We start from the raw sequence: 20,561 nt of genomic DNA on the forward strand, positions 1-20,561 counted from the left end.
TGATCAGGGTCGCAAACCGGTATTCATGCAATGGATGGCACCGGTGTACGAGACTACTCCCCCTCGATGGGAGCGGGCATTCTAGGGAAAAACCGCATGAGTGACAAGGGGATCAGCCACCCACCAGCTTGACGCTGAAACCGGCTTTCTCCAGCTCGGTTTTGATCAGGTCCCGTTTATCCCCCTGGATCTCGATCACTCCCTCCTTGATACCGCCTCCGGTGCCGCACTTTTTCTTGAGCAGGGTGGCCAGGGATTTTTGCTGATCGGCGGGTATGCCATGAATGGTGATCACCCCGGCGCCCTTGCGCCCTTTGGTCTCGCGGCGAATGCGCACGGTGCCGTCAGTGGGGAAGGGGGAGGCGGATTGGGGAGCGCTCTGCTCCTTGATCATGCCGCCATCTGTGCTGTAAACGAGGCGGCTGTTGTTGTCGTGATTCATGGCATTACTTTATGGGTTAGCTAAGCGGAGTTTGATTTTACTCAAATAAAAGTTGAAGACACAGCTTATAATGCCCCAAGTAAAAGAGAATTATTATTGTTTAACTTCAGGAGTCAGTCATGGTACTCACGCAGTTGTCACCGGGACAGAGTGCTCGCATCAAGAATATGAATCAGCTCGCCCGGCCGCTGCGCCGCAAACTGATGGTGATGGGCCTGTTGCCCCAGACTGAAGTCATTTATCTGCGCTCCGCCCCCCTAGGGGACCCGCTCCAGATCCAGTGCCAGGGGATCTGTCTCTCCATGCAAAAGAGTCTGGCCCAGCAAATAGAAGTCGAGCCGGTATAACCCCCTGTTCGGCTACCGCTTCGGTCAAGAAAGTCACCGGGAGCGGTTCAGAGACAAGAAGTCGAACCTGCAAAGCAGCTTGCCACTCGCACGCGGCGGGTTCAGAAGAAAATAGAGGTAGAGCTGGTATGAATTATTCCCTGGTAACGGTAGGTAACCCCAATAGCGGTAAGACCTCCCTGTTCAACGCCCTGACCGGCGCCCGCCAGCAGGTAGGCAACTGGAGTGGCGTCACCGTCGACAAGAAGATGGGTGAGTTCAGCGCGGGTGAGCATCACTTCAAGCTGATGGATCTGCCTGGCATCTATAGCCTGGCGGGTCAGGATGGCAGTCTGGACGAGCAGATCGCCAGCCGCTTTGCCCAGGGCCAACAGCCCGACCTGCTGCTCAACGTCATCGACGCCGCCAATCTGGAGCGCTCCCTCTACCTCACGCTACAACTGCGTGAACTTGGCCTGCCCATGGTGGTGGTGCTCAACAAGCTGGATATCCTGCAAAAGCGCCGCATCGTCATCGACGAGAGCAAGCTCGGCAAATCCCTCGGTTGCCCTGTAGTGGCCCTCTCTGCCCACAACAGCAAGCAGGTTGCCGCCTTCAAGCAGCAGATCCGGCAGTTTATCGGTCAGCAGCAAGCAGCCTTGCAACTCGATTACGGCCAAGAGCTTGAAACCGATCTGGCGGAGCTGGAGACCCTGCTCGCCCCGCATCACCTCACTACCCGTGGCCGCGCCCTGCGCCTGCTGGAAGAGGATGCGGTGATGCAGGAGACTCTGCTGCCCGGTCAGCAGGCGGCCGCCGCCAATGTGGTAGCTCGCGCTCATCAAGGGCAGGATATCGACCTGCAACTGGCAGATATCCGCTACGGCCATATCCACCAGTGGGTACAACAGGCTCGCCAGCAGAAGGGCAAGCTCACCGAGGCCCAGAGTGAGTGGCTGGATCGGGTGCTGCTCAATCGCTGGATTGGCATCCCCTTCTTCCTGTTTGTCATGTACCTGATGTTCATGTTCGCCATCAAGGTGGGCAGCGCCTTTATCGACTTCTTCGACATCATGGGCGGCGCCCTGTTTGTCGATGGGGTGCACCACCTGCTGGGGCTGATCAATGCCCCCGAATGGTTGGGCGCCATTCTGGCTGACGGCTTCGGGGTTGGTTTGCAGACCGTGGCCACCTTTATTCCGGTGATTGGTTGCCTCTATCTGTTCCTCGCGGTACTGGAGAGCTCCGGCTATCTGGCCCGCGCCGCCTTCGTGGTGGATGCCCTGATGCGCCGCCTCGGCCTGCCGGGCAAGGCGTTCGTGCCGATGCTGATGGGCTTTGGCTGTACCGTCCCCTCGGTGATGGCGACCCGTACCCTCAACTCCGAGCGGGAGCGGCTGATGACCTCCGCCATGGCCCCCTTCATGTCGTGCGGTGCCCGTCTGCCGGTTTACGCCCTGTTTGCGGTGGCCTTCTTCCCTGAATCAGGCCAGAACCTGGTGTTCGGTCTCTACCTCATCGGTATTCTGGTGGCGGTGCTCACTGGCCTGCTGCTGCGCAATACCCTGCTGCCGGGCAAGAGCGACTCCATGGTGATGGAGATGCCGGATTACGAGTGGCCGCGTCCTGTCAACGTTGCCATCAAGACCTGGCAGAAGCTCAAATCCTTCGTCTTTGGCGCCGGTAAAACCATCGTGCTGGTGGTTGCCGTGCTGAGCGTGCTTAACTCCCTGGGTACCGATGGCAGCTTTGGCCATCAGGAGCAGGAGAGCTCGGTCCTGAGCAAGATCAGCCAGGCGGTGACCCCGGTGCTGCACCCCATCGGTGTGCGCGATGACAACTGGCAGGCTACGGTCGGTATCGTCACCGGTATCTTCGCCAAAGAGGCGGTGGTCGGTACCCTCAACAGCCTCTACGCCGGTGGTGGCGCAGATGAAGAGGAGGCGAGCGAGTTCTCGCTGGTGGCCAGCTTCCATGAGGCGATCGATGCCGTGGCAGCCAATCTGGCGGAGATCAACCCGAGCGACCCTATGGGGCTTGATGTTGGCAACCTCGACGACCAGAAAGCTGCCGCTGAGGCGCAGGAAGTGGATGTCTCCACCTACGGCAACATGCAGACCCACTTCGATGGGGCGGCTGGTGCCTTTGCCTACCTCTTGTTCGTGCTGCTCTACATGCCTTGCGCCGCCGCCATGGGTGCCCTGGTGCGGGAAACCGGTCGCCAGTGGGCCCTCTTTACCGCGGCCTGGTGCAACTATATGGCCTTTATGTGCGCGACCCTCTTCTATCAGGTGGCCACCTTCGCCGCTCATCCGGAGCAGAGCCTGTTCTGGATCGTCAGCTATGGCCTCTCTCTGGTACTGCTCTGGTGGGCCGGTCGCCGTCACGGTGACATCGTCGCCCGCAAGGTGGTGACCTTATGATCCTGCGCGAGCTGGGGGATTACCTCGCCGCGCAGCAGAAGGTGAGCCGGCGTGATCTGGCTCGCCACTTCCACACCTCGGAAGATGCGGTGGAGGCCATGCTCGGCGTCTGGATGCGCAAGGGGCGGGTCATCAAGCGCGAGAGTCGGGTCTGTGGTGGCAGTTGCTGCGGCAAGAGCGAAGAGGTGATGTTCGAGTGGTGTGACGCGGGCCAGATTGGCATCAAGATCCGCTAAACGACTACCAGACCTCATCACCAAACATCGAACAATAAAAAACGGCAGGCCCTGCTTTAAATGAGGGTCTGCCGTTTTTATTGCTGAAAACAGGCGAGATCAGGCGCTCTGGCGAGCCTCGCTCAGCAGTGCCAGCGCCGGTTGGGCGTTGTCCGGCATCAGCCGGTAGGCCTTGTGGTGTTTGACCCGGGTGGCTTTCTTGTTGCCCTGGCTCAGCAGCAGGCCGTGCTTGAAGGCCGCCTCGGCCAGCACCTTCTCTTCACCGCGCACATAGAGGGTGAGGGGTTTGACAAGCTCACCGTCCTCGATATGGCCTTCATATTCGCTATGGCTTACCACCAGACTCGCCTGACCGCCCGATTGCAGGCGCAGCTTGGCGTTCACCTCGCTCTCGGTCAGCACCAGCCAGCCTGCCGCCGTCAGATCCTCCAGCAGGGCCGCCAGCTTGGCTCCCAATTGCTGCGGATTGGTCATGGCGCACTGGTATTGGAAGGCGATGCGCTCCAGCAATCCCTTGAGATCGGCGCCCGCACCCAGCGTGCGGCCAAGCTGCACCCAAGCTTTCAAATCTTCCATCACCAGACGGGAGAAGCGCTTCTCCTTGAGGGAGTCGGCCATCCAGGTGCAGAGAAAGTGGCTCTCTTGCGCCGGAGTGCGCTTGCCCGCCTTTTGCTCGGCGGTGCGGGCCAGTTCGGCCAGGCTCTGGGTGGCCATCTCGAGCAGGGCCTGATTGTAGGTCGGAGAGGTCATAAGCAATCCTTGAGTTGACCACCAGGGGTCAACACCGATGACAGAGATGGCAAAGGCGCCAGTGGCGCCTTTGCGGTTCAATAGAGCAACTGTCCGCCTTATTTCGGCTGGCGGGGCTTCTTGGCGGCGGCCAGACGCTTGAGGCGCTGACCCTGCAGCTTGGCTTCGGCCATCACCTGGGCCACGGCGTTATCTTCACGCTGCGGACGCTTGCCGAAGCGGCGACGCTCCTGCAGCTGTTTGATCAGCTCGTCACGGCTGCTCACCTCATAGCCCGGTACCATGATGCGGCGGATCTTCTGGCCGATCAGGGCCTCGATCTCCAGCAGGGTACGCTCCTCTTCACGGCTGACGAAGGAGATGGCCATGCCGCGCTTGCCGGCACGACCGGTACGGCCGATGCGGTGCACGTAATCTTCCGCCAGGAACGGCAGATCATAGTTGACCACGTACTCCAGATCCGGAATGTCCAGACCACGGGCTGCCACCTCGGTGGCGACCAGTACCCGTATCTTGCCTTCCATGAATTCGCGCAGGGCGCGGCGACGGTTGCCCTGGGCCTTCTCGCCATGGACAACGGCGGACTTGATGCCGTCGAGGTTCAGCTCCTCGACCAGCACATCACAGCTCTCGCGGGTACTGGCGAACACCAGCACCTGCTGCCAGTTCTGCTTGCCAATCAGCTCGGAGAGCAGCTCGCGCTTGCGCTTCTGCTCGACCGGATAGACGGTGTGGCTGACGGTGTCGGCGGTGGAGTTCTGCTTGTTGACGCTGACGATCTGCGGTCTGTCCAGCATCAGGTTGGCCAGCTTCTTCACCGCGTCGGAGAAGGTGGCGGAGAAGAGCAGGTTTTGACGGGTCTTGTTGACCGCTTGCAGGATCTTCTGCACATCGGCACTGAAGCCCATGTCGAGGATGCGATCCGCTTCATCCATCACCAGACACTCGACGCCAGAGAGGCTGAGGTTGCAGGCGGTGAGGTGCTCCAGCAGACGGCCCGGGGTGGCCACAATGATGTGTGCGCCCGCTTTGAGCTTCTTGGCCTGCACGTCCTGCTTGCCACCGCCGACGATGGTGATGGTGGTGATATCGAGATACTTGGCGAAGTCATTGATGTTGCTCGCCACCTGAGCCGCCAGCTCGCGGGTCGGGGTCAGGATCAGCACCCGGGCGTTGGAAGGCTGGACCGGCGCCGGATTGTCTACCAGACGCTGCAAGATGGGCAGGGCGAAGGCGGCGGTCTTGCCGGTACCGGTCTGGGCGCTGGCCAGCACATCGCGGCCACGGCGAATGGCCGGGATCGCCTGTTGCTGCACAGGGGTCATCTCCTGATAACCGCAATCTGAGACAGCACGCAAAATCTCGGGGGCAAAATCGAACGATTCAAATCTCATAATGGGTTCCTGTGTTCCAGCTGGGCTGTGTTTGGCTTGGTTAGCTCGGCATGAGCGAGACGGAGGTTGTAACCACCGACGGCTGCGCCTGACATCAAGTCAGAGAGTGAGCCGGAAAATGGCGGGCGCGAAGTGTAACAGATAGACGTCACAAATTCTGCCTCAAATGGTTGTCCTTTTCTCATCCTTTGTGGTGTGAATGGCGGTTGAAAGCAATCATTTGACTCCCAAAGACCAAGCCCAGAGCAGTGGGTGAACGGATTTGGGCAAGGACGAAAGGGATATCGATGGAACTGGAACAGTTAAAACGCCAGCTGGAGCAGCTTGGCGAGCGCAATGACAGCATGCAGCAGGCTCGCCACCGCATGCTGCTCAATATCACCCGCGATACGGGGGAGTTGCTGTCAGTGCTGGTGCAGACCCGTGGGGCGCAGGCGGTGCTGGAGATTGGCACCTCCAATGGTTACTCCACACTCTGGCTGGCAGAAGCGGTGCGTCGGCTTGAGGGGCACGTTACCACCATTGAGCTGGATGAGGATAAGCGCGTGCAGGCCCATGACAACTTTCAGCAAGCAGGGTTGGCCCCCTGGGTAACCTTGCTGGCAGGGGATGCAGGCGAGCTTTTACCGACCTTGCCGCAAGCCGGCTATCAGCTCATCTTCCTCGATTCGGATCGTCAGCACTACCGGGCATGGTGGCCGCAGATCCGCCGCCTGCTGGCACCCCGTGACCTACTGGTGGTCGACAACGCCATCTCCCATCGCAGCGAGATGGTGGAGTGGATGAACGAGGTCGGGCAGGATCCGGCCTTTGCCACCTCGCTGGTGCCGGTCGGCAAGGGGGAGTGGCTGGTGGTGCGTTTGTAACAAGGTGATGGCCTGGATTTGGTATCGGGCTGGCAGTGTATGTTTATTCATCATGAATAAACAGTGTGTCCCGCAATCAGTAGCGAATGCGGGACTGCTTTTTCGTTATTCATTATTTCACTTAACATCTTCATATTTCATGGTTTGGTAACGGGAACCTTCGCGTTATTTTTTGCTGGTGCCGCCAAGTGCAATCGTTTATTGACTGTCATCGTATATGTGGCGTGAACCGATTAAATGGTGCTGGTAGCAGTAGGATTCAAAATAATAATTGCATGGTAATCCGGATTATCGTTGGCAAGCGTGCTGGATGTTTACAAATATAACGAGGTGAATAATGAAAAAACTGCACTCCCTGTTTTTGCTGGCAGCCCTTCCACTGGCTTTGATGACATCGGCGCAAGCCGAGTCCAGCCTCGCCGCTATCCAGAGTGCCGGTGCGATCAAAATCGGCACTGAAGGCGCCTATCCTCCGTTCACCTATCACGACAAGAGCGGCAAGCTGGTCGGCTTTGATGTGGAGATTGGCGAGCTGATTGCAAAAGGCCTTGGGGTGAAGCCGGAGTTTGTCGAAGGCAAGTGGGATGGTCTCATCGCCGGGGTGGATGCCAAGCGCTACGATCTGGTGCTCAACGAAGTGGCCATCACCCCGGAGCGGCTGAAAAAGTATGATTTTTCAGATCCCTACATCACCTCCAAAGCGGTGATCGTGGTGCACAGCGATAATCACAGCATCAACAGCTTTGCGGATCTGAAGGGTAAGAAATCATCCCAGTCCCTGACTAGCAACTTTGCTCGGCTGGCGAAATCCTCGGGCGCCGAGGTGGTCGCCACCGAGGGCTTCAACCAGTCACTACAGCTGGTGCTGACCGGGCGAGTGGATGCCACCATCAATGACAGCCTCTCGTTCCTCGACTTCAAGAAACAGAAACCGGATGCCAAATTGAGGGTGGCGGCGACCGAGGCGAAGGGGGAGCAATCGGCAGTGTTGCTCGCCAAGGGACAGCCGGAATTGCTGGCCGCTATCAATCAGGCACTGCGCACTGCCAAACAGGATGGTAGCTACCAGAAAATATCTCTTAAGTATTTTGGTACTGATGTCTCGCAATAATATTGCCGGAAAATAATAACTAGCGAGGTAATTAACGTGCCAGCCTGGTTGCAGTTAATGATCGACTCTTTTTGGCCCCTGCTTAGAGCGGGGCTTATTTTTACCGTGCCACTGACCCTGATCACCTTTGTCTTGGGAATATTGCTCGGCTTGCTGGTGGCGCTGGCCAGATTATATGGCCCGACACCATTGGTGGCACTGGTTCGTTTTTATGTCTGGCTTATTCGTGGTACGCCGCTGCTGGTGCAGCTCTTTCTGATTTTCTATGGCTTGCCGAGTGCTGGCATTGTGCTGGATGCCTTCACCGCCGCGGTGATCGGGTTCACCCTCAACATCGGCGGCTACAGCTCTGAGATCATCCGCGCTACTCTCGCGGCGATCCCGAAAGGGCAGTGGGATGCAGCCTATTCGATTGGCATGAACTGGCCCCAGGTGATGTGGCGGGTGATCCTGCCGCAGGCGGCGCGTATTGCGGTGCCACCGCTCTCCAACACCTTTATTTCACTGGTCAAGGACACCTCGCTGGCGGCGGCAGTGACCGTGCCCGAGCTGTTTCAGGCTGCCCAGCGGCTCGCCTCTGTTACCTATGAGCCGCTCATTCTCTACAGCGAGACTGCCCTCATCTATTTGATGTTCAGCTCGGTGCTCTCCACCTTGCAAGACCGGCTGGAGCGCAAGTTGACCCACAAAGAGACCCGGGAGGTCGCCCTATGATCCGGTTGCGTGGTATCGAGAAGCAGTTTGGCGGGCAGCGGGTGCTCAAGGGAATTGATCTTGCCATGGTGGCGGGCAGTGTGACCGCCCTGATTGGCCCCTCCGGCAGTGGCAAGAGCACCCTGTTGCGCTGTGTCAATGTGCTGGAGCGGCCGGATGCGGGGCACCTGGTGCTGGGGGGGAGCGAACTCGATTTTTCTCACCATCTGCCTCGCCAGAGCGTGCAGGCATTGCGCCAGCAGACCGGCATGGTGTTCCAGAATTTCCAGCTGTTTCCGCACATGACGGTGCTGGAAAACGTGATTGAGGGGCTGGTGACCGTGTTGAAGTGGCCAAGAGCGAAAGCGGAGGCGCGCGGCTTGCAACTGCTCGACAAGGTGGGGCTCAGGCACAAGGCCGAGGCGGTGCCTGCCACCCTCTCCGGTGGCCAGCAGCAGCGGGTTGCCATTGCGAGGGCGCTGGCGCCATCGCCCAAGGTACTGCTCTGTGATGAACCCACCTCGGCGCTGGATCCCGAGCTTGCCCAGGAGGTGGTGACCGTGCTGCGCCAGTTGGCCCGCGAGGGAACCACCATGCTGATTGCCACCCACGATCTGCGGCTGGCCGCCCAGATAGCGCAGCAGGTGATCTTTCTGGAGGCGGGTGAGGTGGTGGAAGCTGGCAGCGCACGCCAGATGTTCACCACCCCCAAGCGGGCGCGTACCTTCGAGTACATCTCCACCCTCACCGAGCGGTTGCCGGAGAGCTGGAGCATCTAGCCGCTCCCCGGACGAGGTGGGTGGAGTGATAAGTGGCAAGCTGCCAGCGAGAACTCCTAGCCTTAAATTCCGAGCCTTAAATTCCTAGCCTCAAAAGAAGAGCCCCGCACTGGCGGGGCTCTGTTTTGGGTTGACTGGGGAAGTGCAGGTTAGACCGCCAGATAGTCCATGATCCCTTCGGCTGCCTTGCGCCCTTCGTAGATGGCGGTCACCACCAGATCGGAGCCACGCACCGCGTCGCCACCGGCGAACACTTTGGGGTTGCTGGTCTGGAAGGCGTATTCCGCCTGCTCGCGGGCCTTGATGCGATCCCGGTTGTCGAGCTCGATGCCGAACTCCGCCATCCAGGGTTGGGGGTTGGGTTGGAAGCCAAACGCCATCACTACCGCATCGGCAGCCAGCACCTGCTCTGAACCCTCGATGACCACCGGATTGCGGCGGCCATTGGCATCGGGTTCACCCAGCTCGGTGCTCACTACTTTGATGCCGACGGTGCGACCGCTGGCATCCAGCTCGACCGCCACCGGCTGCAGGTTGAACATGAATTCAACCCCCTCTTCGCGGGCGTTTTTCACCTCCCGCTTGGAGCCCGGCATGTTCTCCTCGTCGCGGCGATAGGCACAGATCACCTTGGCGGCTCCCTGACGGATGGCGGTACGTACACAGTCCATGGCGGTATCGCCGCCGCCCAGCACTACCACCTGCTTGCCGGCGAAGTCGATGTAGTCGGCTTGCGCCTTCTCGAACCCCAGCAAGCGGTTGGCGTTGGCGATGAGGTAGGGCAGGGCGTCATAGACTCCCGGCGCCTCTTCGTTGGCAAAGCCGCCCTTCATGTACTTGTAGGTACCGACCCCGAGGAAGACCGCATCGAACTCGCCGAGCAGGTCGGCGAAGGTGATGTCCTTGCCCACCTCGGTCTCGAGACGAAACTCCACGCCCATCCCCTGGAAGATCTCGCGGCGACGCTGCATCACCTCTTTTTCCAGCTTGAAGGAGGGGATACCGAAAGTGAGCAGGCCACCGATCTCCGGATACTTGTCAAACACCACCGGGGTGACGCCGTTGCGTGCCAGCACATCGGCACAGGCGAGACCCGCTGGGCCGGCGCCGATGACGGCGACCCGCTTGCCGGTCTTGACCACGTTCGAGAGATCGGGCTTCCAGCCCATCTCGAACGCCTTGTCGGTGATGTATTTTTCGATGTTGCCGATGGTCACCGCGCCGAAGCGATCGTTGAGGGTGCAGGAGCCCTCACAGAGGCGATCCTGCGGGCAGACCCGACCGCATACTTCCGGCAGGCTGTTGGTCTGGTGGGAGAGCTCCACCGCCTCCAGAATGCGCCCCTCTTTGGCCAGTTTCAGCCAGTTGGGGATGTAGTTGTGAACCGGACACTTCCACTCGCAATAGGGGTTGCCGCACTCGAGGCAGCGATCCGCCTGCATCTGTACCTGCGGCTGATTGAAGGACTCGTAGATCTCCACAAACTGGATTTTGCGGATCTTGAGCGGCTTCTTGGGCGGGTCAACCCGCTGGACATCGATAAACTGAAATACGTTCTGGCTCATAGGGTTCCCTCCTTATTGCGCCTGGATTCTGAGTTCTGCACTGGAACGGCTGGTGTGACCCAGCAGCGATTTCACGTCGCTGGACTTGGGTTTGATCAGCCTGAACTTGGGCACATAGGAGTCGAAGTTGGCCAGGATCTCCTCGGCGCGCGAGCTGCCGGTCTCATTGAGGTGCGCCGTGATGATACCGCGCAGGTGCTCCTGATGGATGGCGAGATCCGCCACGTCCAGCAGTTCCACCAGCTCGGGGTTGGTGCGCTTGGCAAAGTTGCCGCACTCGTCGAGCACGTAGGCAAAGCCGCCGGTCATGCCCGCCGCGAAGTTGACGCCGGTCTGACCGAGCACGGTGACGATGCCGCCGGTCATGTATTCACAACCGTTGTCGCCAATTCCCTCGACCACCGCCAGCGCGCCGGAGTTGCGCACCGCGAAACGCTCGCCAGCAGTGCCTGCGGCGTAGAGTTTGCCGCCGGTGGCGCCGTAGAGGCAGGTGTTGCCGATGATGGCCGCTTCATGGGACTTGAACGCCACGCCGACATGGGGCTTGATCACCAGCTTGCCGCCGGTCATCCCCTTGCCCACATAGTCGTTGGCATCACCCGTAAGGATCATCTCAAGGCCACCCGCATTCCAGACGCCAAAGCTCTGGCCTGCGGTGCCGTTGAAGTGCACCTTGACCGGATCCGCCGCCATCCCCTGGTTGCCGTGGCGTTTGACGATCTCGCCCGAGAGGCGTGCACCCACCGAGCGGTCGGTGTTGCGAATGTCGTAGCGGAACTCGCCACCGCTTGAGGTTTCCACCGCTTCCAGCAGATCTTCCACCATCTTGAGGTTGAGCGGCCCCTTGTCGAAGGTGGGGTTGTGCTGCTGGCTGAACAGGCTGGAGCCTGCCGGTGCTACCGGACGGGCCAGAATGCCAGAGAGATCCAGCTTGGCCTGACGAGCGGTGAGGCCGGGCAGGGCTTCCAGCAGATCGGTGCGGCCAATCAGGTCGGTCAGCTGGGTGACGCCGAGCTGAGCCATCAGCTCGCGGGTCTCCTCGGCGATGAACTTGAAGTAGTTCATCACCATCTCCGGCAGGCCGGTGAAGTGCTCGCGACGCAGCTTCTCATCCTGAGTGGCAACGCCGGTGGCACAGTTGTTCAGGTGGCAGATCCGCAGGTATTTGCAACCGAGCGCCACCATGGGGCCGGTGCCAAAACCGAAGCTCTCGGCGCCGAGGATGGCTGCCTTGATGATGTCGAGACCGGTCTTGAGACCACCATCCACCTGCAGCCGCACCTTGTGGCGCAGGCCGTTGGCGACCAGCGCCTGCTGGGTTTCGGCCAGACCCAGCTCCCACGGGGAGCCGGCATATTTGACCGAGGTGAGGGGGCTCGCGCCAGTGCCGCCGTCATAACCTGAGATGGTGATGAAGTCGGCATAGGCCTTGGCCACGCCGCAGGCAATGGTGCCAACGCCGGGTTCGGAGACCAGTTTCACCGACACCAGACAGCTCGGGTTGATCTGCTTGATGTCGAAGATGAGCTGGGCCAGATCCTCGATTGAGTAAATGTCGTGGTGCGGCGGCGGCGAGATCAGGGTCACGCCGGGCACGGAATAACGCAGCTGGGCGATCTGGGCGGTGACCTTGTCACCGGGCAGCTGGCCACCTTCGCCAGGCTTGGCACCTTGAGCCACCTTGATCTGCACCACATCTGCGTTCATCAGGTAGTGAGGGGTGACGCCAAAGCGGCCGGAAGCCACCTGCTTGATGCGGGAGTTCTTCTCGGTACCGAAACGCTTGGGATCTTCGCCACCTTCGCCGGAGTTGCTCTGACCGCCGAGGCGGTTCATGGCGACAGCCAGCGCCTCGTGGGCTTCAGGGCCGAGGGCACCGATGGACATGGCGGCGGAGTCGAAGCGGGGGAACAGCTTGTCGGCTGGCTCAACCTGATCCAGCGCGACCGGATTGTCGACCTTCTTCAGCGCCAGCAGATCGCGCAGGGTGGCAACCGGGCGCTCGTTCACCAGACGGGCGTACTCTTTGTAATCGGCATAGTTGCCGGAGCGCACCGCGGTTTGCAGGGTCTGCACCACATCCGGGTTGTAGGTGTGGTACTCGCCGCCGTGGACGAACTTGAGCAGGCCGCCGTGGGGGAGGGGCTTGCGCACCAGCCATGCCTGACGGGCCAGATTGTGCTGATCCTGCTGGATGTCGGCAAAATCGGCACCCTGAATACGGCTCGATACGCCGCGGAAGCAGGTATCGACCACCGACTTGGCCAAGCCCACAGCTTCGAACAGCTGGGAGCAGCGGTAGCTGGCGACCGTGCTGATGCCCATCTTGGACATCACCTTGTAGAGCCCCTTGTTGATGCCGTTGCGATAGTTGACCATCGCCTGGCGCAGGGACATGGTGAGCACGCCCTCTTCAACCTGTTTGGCCAGGGTTTCGTAAGCGAGATAGGGGTAGATGGCGGTCGCGCCAAAGCCCAGCAGCACCGAGAAGTGGTGCGGGTCACGGCAGCTTGCAGTCTCCACCAGAATGTTGGCGTCGCAGCGCAGGTTGTTGTCCACCAGGGTGCGCTGCACTGCACCCACCGCCATGGCGGCCGGGATCGGCAGGGTGTCGGCGCTGATATCGCGATCCGACAGCACCAGCAGCACGGTGCCACTCTTTGCAGCGGTTTTGGCCTCGTCGCAGATGCGCAAGATGGCCGCTTCCAGCCCCTCTTCGGGCTTGAAGTTGAGGCTGATCACCTGATGACGGTAGTACTCACCTTCCAGTGCCAGCAGCTGGTGGAAGTCGGAGTAGAGCAGGATCGGCGACTGGAACAGCACCCGGTGGGCGTGGCCGAAGGTCTCGTTGAAGACGTTCTGCTCGCGACCGATACAGGTGGCCAGCGACATCACGTGGTTCTCCCGCAGCGGGTCGATGGGCGGGTTGGTAACCTGGGCAAACATCTGGCGGAAGTAGTCATAAAGGGTGCGCGGGCCGGAGGAGAGCACCGCCATCGGGGTATCATCCCCCATGGAGCCCACCGCTTCCTGACCATTTTCACCGAGAACCCGGATGATCTGATCCAGCTCCTCGAAGGAGTAGCCAAACAGCTTCTGATAGGTTTTCAGCTGGTGGTCGGAGAACTCGCGGCTACCGGTCTGGCTGTCGTCCATCTGCTCGAAGGGGACCAGTCGGCGGCAGTGTTTATCCATCCACTGCTTGTAGGTGTGGCGGTTCTTGAGGTCGTCATCGATCTCGAAGCTGGTCCACACCTTGCCGTTGCTGGTATCCACCACGAACAGCTCGCCCGGGCCGACCCGGCCCTTCTCCAGCACTTCGTCCGGGGTGTAGTCCCAGGTGCCGACCTCGGAGGCGAGGGTGATGAACTTGTCCTTGGTGATGACGTAGCGGGCCGGACGCAGACCGTTGCGATCAAGTGCGCAGGTGGCGTAGCGACCATCGGTCATGACGATACCGGCGGGGCCGTCCCACGGCTCCATGTGCATGGAGTTGAAGTCGTAGAAGGCGCGCAGGTCGTCATCCATGTTCGGGTGCTTTTGCCATGCAGGCGGGATCAACAGGCGCATGGCGCGGAACAGATCCATACCACCGGCGAGGAAGAGATCCAGCATGTTGTCGAGGCTGGAGGAATCCGACCCAGTGGTGTTGACGAAGGGAGCCGCTTCCTGCAGATCGGGAATGAGCGGGGTGGCAAACTTATAGCTGCGTGCCTTTGCCCACTGGCGGTTGCCAGCGATGGTGTTGATCTCGCCGTTGTGGGCCAGATAGCGAAACGGCTGGGCCAGCGGCCAGCGCGGGCTGGTGTTGGTGGAGAAACGCTGGTGGAAAACGCAGATAGCCGCCTGCATACGGATGTCGGCGAGATCCAGATAGAAGCGCGGCAAGTCCACCGGCATGCACAGTCCTTTATAGACGGTGACCAGATTGGAGAGGCTGACCACATAGAAGTAGTCGTCGTTGACGCGTTTTTCGATGCGGCGACGCACGATATAGAGGCGGCGCTCGAGATCCTTGTCGACCCAGCCGGGCGGGGCGTTGACAAAGACCTGTTCAATGCTGGGCAGGGAGGCTTTGGCGATGGTACCCAGTACGTTGGTATCGACAGGCACCTTGCGCCAGCCGACCAGACTCAGGGTCTCTTTTTCCAGCTCTTCGTCGATGATGTCGCGGGTCTGCTGGGCCAATACGGGGTCAGGGTTGAGAAACAGCATGCCGACCGCATAGTTGCGGCCAAGGTGCCATCCCTTCTCCTCGGCGACAGCTCTGAAGAAGCTGTCCGGTTTTTGCAGCAGCAGACCGCAACCATCGCCGGTCTTGCCATCGGCGGAGATCCCGCCGCGGTGCTGCATGCGAGCCAATGCTGACATCGCGAGACGGACAAGCTTGTGGCTGGCTTCCCCTTCCATGTGGGCCAACAGGCCGAAGCCACAGTTATCCCTCTCCAGCTTTGGATCATATAGTGACATTGCATTTCTCCCTTGCTCGGCCTTGTATCGCACAGTCATCACCTGACTGCATAAATTGCGATTGGCTCTTGTGGTTCCGTCTGCCTGACGTGGCGAATCTCCAAACTAATGGGATTTTCTGGCGAGGTCAATCGCAGGTCAGGTTTGTCTTCATGGTTACATTCGCATAACAAAATGTCGGGTTAGGGGGATTAGCTCGCAGTTATGGAGTGTTTATTCTGTGTGGTTTGATTTTGTTGGTTAAATATATCGCCATTGGCGGGCTCAATGGTGCGCTCGGCGACGATGGGCGAATGTAGTAATTTTACCAACCCGATGTGGCCGACAGCGGAAGGGATCACATTTTCAATATCCCATGCTTGCAATTGTGTGCTGTCGGGTCTCTTTGAATTTTTCATTGTTCAACAGTGGGTTATCAGGTCTCATTTTCATATGGATGTTTACTGTTTGAATCGTCAAAGAACTGTAAAAATTCTTTTTTTGCGCTTTTTCTCTATATTTATTCAAAATTGATCGGGTATTTATATGTTTTACCCTCTCCGCTAGCTTGATCCAGCTCAGCCCCTGTTTTGCGCAAGCTCGTACAATGGCGCTCCTTTAGCGGAGGTGTCATGCAGTTACACGAACTCGTCAATACATTCGGTCAGGATCTCAAGCAGCGTCATGGTCAGAAGATCCACAAACTCTCCATCCACGGGGCCTTCACCTGCCCGAACCGTGACGGCACCCTGGGCCGTGGTGGCTGCACCTTCTGCAATGTATCCTCTTTTGCTGACGAGTCGGCTCAGCAACTCTCCGTGGTGCAACAACTGCTGGCTCGCCGGGACGAAGTCACCCGTGCCAAGCGCTATCTTGCCTACTTTCAGGCCTATACCAGTACCTATGCCGAGGTCGAATATCTGCAGCGGATGTATGAAGAGGCGCTGTCAGTGAGCGATATGGTGGGGCTCTGTGTGGGCACTCGTCCCGATTGCGTGCCGGATGCGGTGCTGGATCTGTTGGCGGGCTATCAGGCCCGGGGTTACGAGGTGTGGCTGGAGCTTGGGCTGCAAAGCGCCAATGACAAGACCCTGCAACGGATCAACCGCGGCCATGGTTATGCCGCCTATGAGGATGCGGTAAGACGTGCCCATCAGCGCGGCATCAAGGTATGTGCCCATCTGATCGTCGGCCTGCCGGGCGAAGTGCCGATGGACAGCCTCGATACCCTGCATCGCATCGTTGAGACCGGTGTTGAGGGGATCAAGTTGCATCCGCTTCATGTGGTTGAGGGTAGTACTCTCGGCAAGGCGTGGCAGGCGGGGCGCCTTGAGGTATTGACGCTGGAGCAGTATGTGGAAGCGGCCGTTGCCATGATCCAGCACACGCCGCCCGAGGTGGTGTATCACCGGATTTCGGCCTCCGCGCGCCGTCCAACTCTGTTGGCGCCAGCCTGGTGTGAAAATCGCTGGACGGCCATGGCGGATATTGCCAAAGCACTCTCATTGAGCGGCCCGCAAGGTCACGCGTTTGGCAGACCCTTCATACTTCCTGACCTATAATTGAGCACCAGATTATTATTTTCACGTAAAACATAGGGTTATATAAAAAACTTCATACCCTAAACTATAGTTTTGGTACGTGCCGGTTGATATAGTGGTGCGCCATAATAAATGTCATTATCAATTAACTCCGACATTCACCCTGATTGCAGTGTTAGCATGGTGTTGATGAGCCGATTATTTTTACCAATAACGAATCATGCCACCATTGCTGCTGTGCCGGGAAATTGGCGATGAGTGTCGCGATCTATCTGGACAGGTTTATCCCCTGATCAGTCTCATCAGCGGGAAGGCCACTCGGTTTTAGCGTGGCTACAGCAGGGAAATATGAGCGATGAACGCTCCTATCTACCTCATTTATGCAGTGACAGGATGCTATGCAAGCAGAAACAAGTCGTATTGATGAGTTATTGGAGTGTCTGGTCTTCTTGACCCGTTTTTATGGTGTGCCCAACAGTCAGGATGCCCTGACGACCGGGTTGCCACTGGTCTCCGGACGCCTGACTACCGCACTCTTTTGCCGTGCTGCCGAGCGGGGCGGGTTATCCGCCCGTGAAGTGATACAGCCACTGGCCGATATTTCTCCCTTGCTGCTGCCTTGTGTATTGCAGATGCGCAGTGGTGGCGCCTGCATTTTGCTGGAGTGGAACGAAGATCGCAGCCAGGGGAAAGTGATTTTCCCGCAGGCCGGTGATGCCGCGCAATGGCTGACCGCAGCCCAGTTGGGTGATGAGTATCTGGGACGCCTCTTCTACGTGAAGAAGCAGTTCAAGTTTGACGAACGCTCGCCCAAGGTGCTTGAAACCCGTGATGGACACTGGTTCTGGAGCACCTTGTTCGAATCCCGCGGCATCTATCGCGATGTGCTGATCGCCTCCATTCTGATCAACCTGTTTGCCATCGCCAGCCCTCTTTTCACCATGAACGTCTATGACAAGATTGTGCCCAATCTGGCGTTTGATTCACTCTGGGTGCTGGCGGTCGGGGCCATGGTGGTCTTTACCTTCGATTTTGTGATGCGGCAGTTGCGTAGTTACTTTATCGACATTGCCGGTAAAAAGTCTGATGTGCTGCTGTCCGCCAAGATTTTCGCCAAGGTGATGGGCATGCGGATGGAATCTCGTCCCGCTTCCACTGGCGCGTTCGCCAAACATCTGCAGGAATTTGAATCGGTGCGGGAGTTTTTCACCTCCGCAACGGTTTCTACTCTTATCGATCTCCCTTTTGCCGTCTTCTTCCTTTTTATTATCTGGATGTTTGCAGGCGTAATGGTGGTGGTTCCCATCGTCGCCATGCTGATCCTCATCGCCTACAGCTTCTATATTCAAGAGCCCCTCAAGCAGTCCATCGAAGAGGGTTCACGCCTTGCGTCCCAGAAGAACGCCAACCTGATTGAAAGTATTTCCGGGCTGGAAACCGTCAAGATTTTCGGCGCCGAGAGTATGTTCCAGCATCGCTGGGAACAGGCCGTCTCCCATATTTCCACCTGGGGCGTACAGACCCGCCGCATTACCAACTCCATGTCCTCGCTGGCCAGTTATATCCAGCAGGTGGTGACGGTCGGTCTGGTGATTGTCGGTGTTTACCAGATCTCCGAAGGTTTGGTCACCATGGGGGGCATGATTGCCGCCGTGATGCTCTCCAGCCGCGCCATTGCGCCCATGGTGCAACTCTCCGTATTGTCGACCCGTTATAACCAGGCCAAGTCAGCACTGGATATTCTGGAAAAAATCATGCAAACCCCGGGTGAGCAGGAGGAGGGCAAGCAATATATCCATCATCCGGTGATTGCCGGTCGAATTGAATTTGAAAATGTCTCCTTCAAATATCCCGGCATGGAAACCAGCACTCTGCACAATATCAATTTGCGCATTCAGCCGGGCGAAAAGGTGGCGATTATCGGCCGGATTGGGGCGGGTAAAACGACCCTCGAGAAGCTGTTGATGGGGTTGTATCGACCGACCGATGGCTCGGTACGTATCGATGGTTTTGAACTCGATCAACTGCCACCTGCGGTAATCCGCCGCAATATTGGTTGTGTCCCGCAAGATGTCATTCTTTTCTTTGGCTCGGTGCGGGACAACATCATGCTGGGTAATCCGCTGGTGGATGATGTGAGAGTCTTGCGCGCCGCCAAGCGGGCGGGTGTCACCAACTTTACCAACAGGGATCCCAACGGGCTGGATCGGCAGATAGGTGAGGGTGGCCGTCAGCTCTCCGGTGGTCAGCGTCAGTCGATCCTGCTGGCACGCGCCCTGCTCAATGATCCCCCCATTCTGGTGATGGATGAGCCGACCTCCAACATGGACAACCAGTCCGAGATGCAGGTTAAGCAAGAGCTCGCCAGACTGGGCCCGGAAACCACATTGATCCTCATCACTCACAAAACCTCGATGCTGGATGTGGCATCGCGAGTGATCGTCATCGAGCAGGGGCAGATCGTTGCTGATGGCCCCAAAGAGGTGGTGTTACAGCAGTTGAAGGAAGGCAAGGTGCGCGTGCAGGAGGTGTCCCATGGTTAAGGGGCTCATGGACTGGTTCAAGCGCAGCAAAAAGACGCCTTCCGGCGAGGTATTGCCAGCACCCGAGCATCTGGAGTTTGTCGATGACGGCGCGGCAGCTGTACTGCTGACCACGCCGACCGGAGCTCGTATCCTGCTATGGTGTTGTTTCCTCTTTTTCATGAGTGCCATCGTCTGGGCGGCCTGGGCCGAACTGGATGAAGTCACCGTGGGTCAGGGCAAGGTTATTCCGTCCCGTCAGCTGCAGGTGATCCAGAACCTGGAAGGGGGGATCGTCAAAGAGATCTTCGTCAAAGAGGGGGATATCGTCGAAAAGGGGCAGCCGCTGCTGCGCATTGATGACACCCGTTTCCGCTCCGACTTTAGAGAACGGGAGCAAGAGGTAGTCACCCTGAAGGGGGATGTGGCTCGTCTGCGCGCCGAGATGGCCAGCGTCGAGGTGAAAAACGACCCGGCACTGGGTTGGCGTGAGCAGGTCGTGGTAGGCGAAGCGCCAATCCAGTTCCCCGATGGTTATGAAACCGTCTTTGCCGAATACGCACACCGTGAGCGGTCTGTACAGCGGGATCGCCTCAATAACCTGAAAAACCAGCTCTATATTCTTGGTCAGCAAATCGAACAGAAAGAGCAGGAGCTGATTGAACTAAATGCCAAGATCCGCACCGTGAATCGCAGTGTGGATCTGGCCAGACAGGAACTGAATATTAGCCGTCCGTTGGCGAAAGAAGGTATAGTGCCTCAAGTGGAGCTAATTAAGCTGGAGCGGCAGGTCAACGAGATGCAGGGGGAGCTGGAGAGCAACCGTCTGCTGATCCCAAAACTCAATTCGGTACTGCGTGAGACCATCTCCAAGCGTAATGATATTGCGTTGAAGTTCAGAGCAGATTCCCAGACTGAACTGAATGAGAAACAGGGGCGGCTTGGCCAGTTGTCAGAAGGGCAGGTTGGCTTGCGAGACAGGGTCGACCGGACCAGCGTGATTGCTCCGCTCAAGGGCACCATCAAGAAACTCAAGATCAACACCCTGGGCGGCGTGGTTCAGCCCGGCATGGATTTGATGGAGATTGTGCCGCTGGAGGATACCTTGCTGGTAGAAGCCAAGGTGTCACCGAAAGATATCGCCTTCCTTCGACCGGGGCTGGATGCCATCGTCAAAATTACTGCCTACGACTTTACAATCTATGGAGGATTGCATGGCAAGGTTGAACAGATAAGTGCGGATTCGATCCAGGATGAGGAGGGGAACTCCTTTTATCTGGTTCGGGTTCGAACAGAGAAGAGTTACTTGGGCGATGAGCTTAACGCACTTCCCATCATCCCCGGTATGTTAGCCAGTGCTGATATCATTACTGGTAAAAAAAGTGTCCTAGACTATTTGCTTAAGCCGATTTTACGGGCAAAGCAGTCGGCACTGAGAGAACGATAAGCCAACAATCTAAAAAC

Annotated in this window: 15 protein-coding genes; 10 read left to right on the forward strand and 5 right to left on the reverse strand. The window is 58.3% G+C overall.

Annotation, left to right across the window (positions count from 1 at the left end; translation table 11 throughout):
• Positions 1 to 112 precede the first annotated feature (112 nt).
• Positions 113 to 442: a translation initiation factor gene (locus I6L41_RS03920; protein ID WP_216962137.1), complete on the reverse strand. Its 330-nt coding sequence runs from the start codon at positions 440 to 442 to the stop codon at positions 113 to 115.
• A 119-nt stretch (positions 443 to 561) separates the two neighbouring features.
• On the opposite strand from I6L41_RS03920, the gene I6L41_RS03925 reads away from it, so the two are divergent.
• The 3 genes from I6L41_RS03925 to I6L41_RS03935 all read left to right on the forward strand — a co-directional run bounded on the left by I6L41_RS03925 (position 562) and on the right by I6L41_RS03935 (position 3,427).
• Complete coding sequence (locus I6L41_RS03925) at positions 562 to 789, forward strand: FeoA family protein (RefSeq protein ID WP_005337384.1); 228 nt, start codon at positions 562 to 564, stop codon at positions 787 to 789.
• Between the two features lie 128 nt (positions 790 to 917).
• Complete coding sequence (gene feoB, locus I6L41_RS03930; RefSeq protein WP_216962140.1) at positions 918 to 3,191, forward strand: Fe(2+) transporter permease subunit FeoB; 2,274 nt, start codon at positions 918 to 920, stop codon at positions 3,189 to 3,191.
• Positions 3,188 to 3,427 carry a FeoC-like transcriptional regulator gene (locus tag I6L41_RS03935; RefSeq protein WP_005350974.1) on the forward strand — a complete coding sequence of 80 codons (240 nt, stop codon included), beginning with the start codon at positions 3,188 to 3,190 and terminating at the stop codon, positions 3,425 to 3,427. Before feoB ends, I6L41_RS03935 begins: the two co-directional genes overlap by 4 nt.
• 99 nt (positions 3,428 to 3,526) lie before the next feature.
• Here I6L41_RS03935 and I6L41_RS03940 read toward each other — a convergent pair whose 3' ends face one another.
• A complete protein-coding gene (locus I6L41_RS03940; RefSeq protein ID WP_216962143.1) occupies positions 3,527 to 4,177 on the reverse strand; it encodes a DUF2913 family protein in 651 nt (216 codons plus the stop codon).
• A gap of 98 nt (positions 4,178 to 4,275) precedes the next feature.
• Complete coding sequence (locus tag I6L41_RS03945; RefSeq protein WP_216962145.1) at positions 4,276 to 5,571, reverse strand: DEAD/DEAH box helicase; 1,296 nt, start codon at positions 5,569 to 5,571, stop codon at positions 4,276 to 4,278.
• Between the two features lie 287 nt (positions 5,572 to 5,858).
• Here I6L41_RS03945 and I6L41_RS03950 point away from each other — a divergent pair, with 287 nt between their 5' ends.
• From I6L41_RS03950 to I6L41_RS03965, 4 genes are all read left to right on the forward strand, one after another.
• Positions 5,859 to 6,437 (forward strand): O-methyltransferase, encoded by a 579-nt coding sequence (locus I6L41_RS03950; RefSeq protein WP_216962147.1) that lies wholly within the window; start codon positions 5,859 to 5,861, stop codon positions 6,435 to 6,437.
• Positions 6,438 to 6,774: 337 nt separating this feature from the next.
• Positions 6,775 to 7,548, forward strand: a complete 774-nt coding sequence (locus I6L41_RS03955; protein ID WP_216962149.1) for an amino acid ABC transporter substrate-binding protein — start codon at positions 6,775 to 6,777, stop codon at positions 7,546 to 7,548.
• A 57-nt stretch (positions 7,549 to 7,605) separates the two neighbouring features.
• The gene (locus tag I6L41_RS03960; RefSeq protein ID WP_216962152.1) at positions 7,606 to 8,262 is read left to right on the forward strand and encodes an amino acid ABC transporter permease; all 657 of its coding nucleotides are present in this window, start codon (positions 7,606 to 7,608) and stop codon (positions 8,260 to 8,262) included.
• A complete protein-coding gene (locus tag I6L41_RS03965) occupies positions 8,259 to 9,020 on the forward strand; it encodes an amino acid ABC transporter ATP-binding protein (RefSeq protein WP_139441838.1) in 762 nt (253 codons plus the stop codon). The genes I6L41_RS03960 and I6L41_RS03965 overlap by 4 nt, the downstream gene beginning before the upstream one ends.
• A gap of 149 nt (positions 9,021 to 9,169) precedes the next feature.
• Here I6L41_RS03965 and I6L41_RS03970 read toward each other — a convergent pair whose 3' ends face one another.
• Both I6L41_RS03970 and gltB read right to left on the reverse strand, forming a co-directional pair.
• A complete protein-coding gene (locus tag I6L41_RS03970) occupies positions 9,170 to 10,585 on the reverse strand; it encodes an FAD-dependent oxidoreductase (RefSeq protein WP_005346752.1) in 1,416 nt (471 codons plus the stop codon).
• Positions 10,586 to 10,597: 12 nt separating this feature from the next.
• Complete coding sequence (gene gltB / locus I6L41_RS03975) at positions 10,598 to 15,055, reverse strand: glutamate synthase large subunit (protein ID WP_216962154.1); 4,458 nt, start codon at positions 15,053 to 15,055, stop codon at positions 10,598 to 10,600.
• 611 nt (positions 15,056 to 15,666) lie between these two features.
• Between gltB and I6L41_RS03980 the strand changes: the two genes are divergently transcribed.
• The 3 genes from I6L41_RS03980 (at position 15,667) to I6L41_RS03990 (ending at position 20,544) form a co-directional block, all read left to right on the forward strand.
• Positions 15,667 to 16,596 (forward strand): TIGR01212 family radical SAM protein, encoded by a 930-nt coding sequence (locus I6L41_RS03980; RefSeq protein ID WP_216962156.1) that lies wholly within the window; start codon positions 15,667 to 15,669, stop codon positions 16,594 to 16,596.
• Between the two features lie 377 nt (positions 16,597 to 16,973).
• Positions 16,974 to 19,118, forward strand: a complete 2,145-nt coding sequence (locus I6L41_RS03985) for a type I secretion system permease/ATPase (RefSeq protein WP_005350980.1) — start codon at positions 16,974 to 16,976, stop codon at positions 19,116 to 19,118.
• Positions 19,111 to 20,544: an HlyD family type I secretion periplasmic adaptor subunit gene (locus I6L41_RS03990; protein ID WP_005350982.1), complete on the forward strand. Its 1,434-nt coding sequence runs from the start codon at positions 19,111 to 19,113 to the stop codon at positions 20,542 to 20,544. Before I6L41_RS03985 ends, I6L41_RS03990 begins: the two co-directional genes overlap by 8 nt.
• Positions 20,545 to 20,561: the final 17 nt, after the last annotated feature.

It is taken from the genome of Aeromonas sp. FDAARGOS 1411 (genome assembly GCF_019047125.1).
Classification (GTDB): Bacteria; Pseudomonadota; Gammaproteobacteria; order Enterobacterales; family Aeromonadaceae; genus Aeromonas; species Aeromonas veronii.

Excerpts from the sequence above, each read along its gene's own strand:
- feoB (WP_216962140.1), top strand. The coding sequence starts at position 918 with ATGAATTATTCCCTGGTAACGGTAGGTAACCCCAATAGCGGTAAGACC.
- I6L41_RS03955 (WP_216962149.1), top strand. The coding sequence starts at position 6,775 with ATGAAAAAACTGCACTCCCTGTTTTTGCTGGCAGCCCTTCCACTGGCT.
- I6L41_RS03960 (WP_216962152.1), top strand. The coding sequence starts at position 7,606 with ATGATCGACTCTTTTTGGCCCCTGCTTAGAGCGGGGCTTATTTTTACC.
- I6L41_RS03925 (WP_005337384.1), top strand. The coding sequence starts at position 562 with ATGGTACTCACGCAGTTGTCACCGGGACAGAGTGCTCGCATCAAGAAT.
- I6L41_RS03920 (WP_216962137.1), bottom strand. The coding sequence starts at position 442 with ATGAATCACGACAACAACAGCCGCCTCGTTTACAGCACAGATGGCGGC.
- I6L41_RS03970 (WP_005346752.1), bottom strand. The coding sequence starts at position 10,585 with ATGAGCCAGAACGTATTTCAGTTTATCGATGTCCAGCGGGTTGACCCG.
- I6L41_RS03935 (WP_005350974.1), top strand. The coding sequence starts at position 3,188 with ATGATCCTGCGCGAGCTGGGGGATTACCTCGCCGCGCAGCAGAAGGTG.
- I6L41_RS03980 (WP_216962156.1), top strand. The coding sequence starts at position 15,667 with ATGCAGTTACACGAACTCGTCAATACATTCGGTCAGGATCTCAAGCAG.
- I6L41_RS03965 (WP_139441838.1), top strand. The coding sequence starts at position 8,259 with ATGATCCGGTTGCGTGGTATCGAGAAGCAGTTTGGCGGGCAGCGGGTG.
- I6L41_RS03940 (WP_216962143.1), bottom strand. The coding sequence starts at position 4,177 with ATGACCTCTCCGACCTACAATCAGGCCCTGCTCGAGATGGCCACCCAG.
- gltB (WP_216962154.1), bottom strand. The coding sequence starts at position 15,055 with ATGTCACTATATGATCCAAAGCTGGAGAGGGATAACTGTGGCTTCGGC.
- I6L41_RS03950 (WP_216962147.1), top strand. The coding sequence starts at position 5,859 with ATGGAACTGGAACAGTTAAAACGCCAGCTGGAGCAGCTTGGCGAGCGC.
- I6L41_RS03990 (WP_005350982.1), top strand. The coding sequence starts at position 19,111 with ATGGTTAAGGGGCTCATGGACTGGTTCAAGCGCAGCAAAAAGACGCCT.
- I6L41_RS03945 (WP_216962145.1), bottom strand. The coding sequence starts at position 5,571 with ATGAGATTTGAATCGTTCGATTTTGCCCCCGAGATTTTGCGTGCTGTC.
- I6L41_RS03985 (WP_005350980.1), top strand. The coding sequence starts at position 16,974 with ATGCAAGCAGAAACAAGTCGTATTGATGAGTTATTGGAGTGTCTGGTC.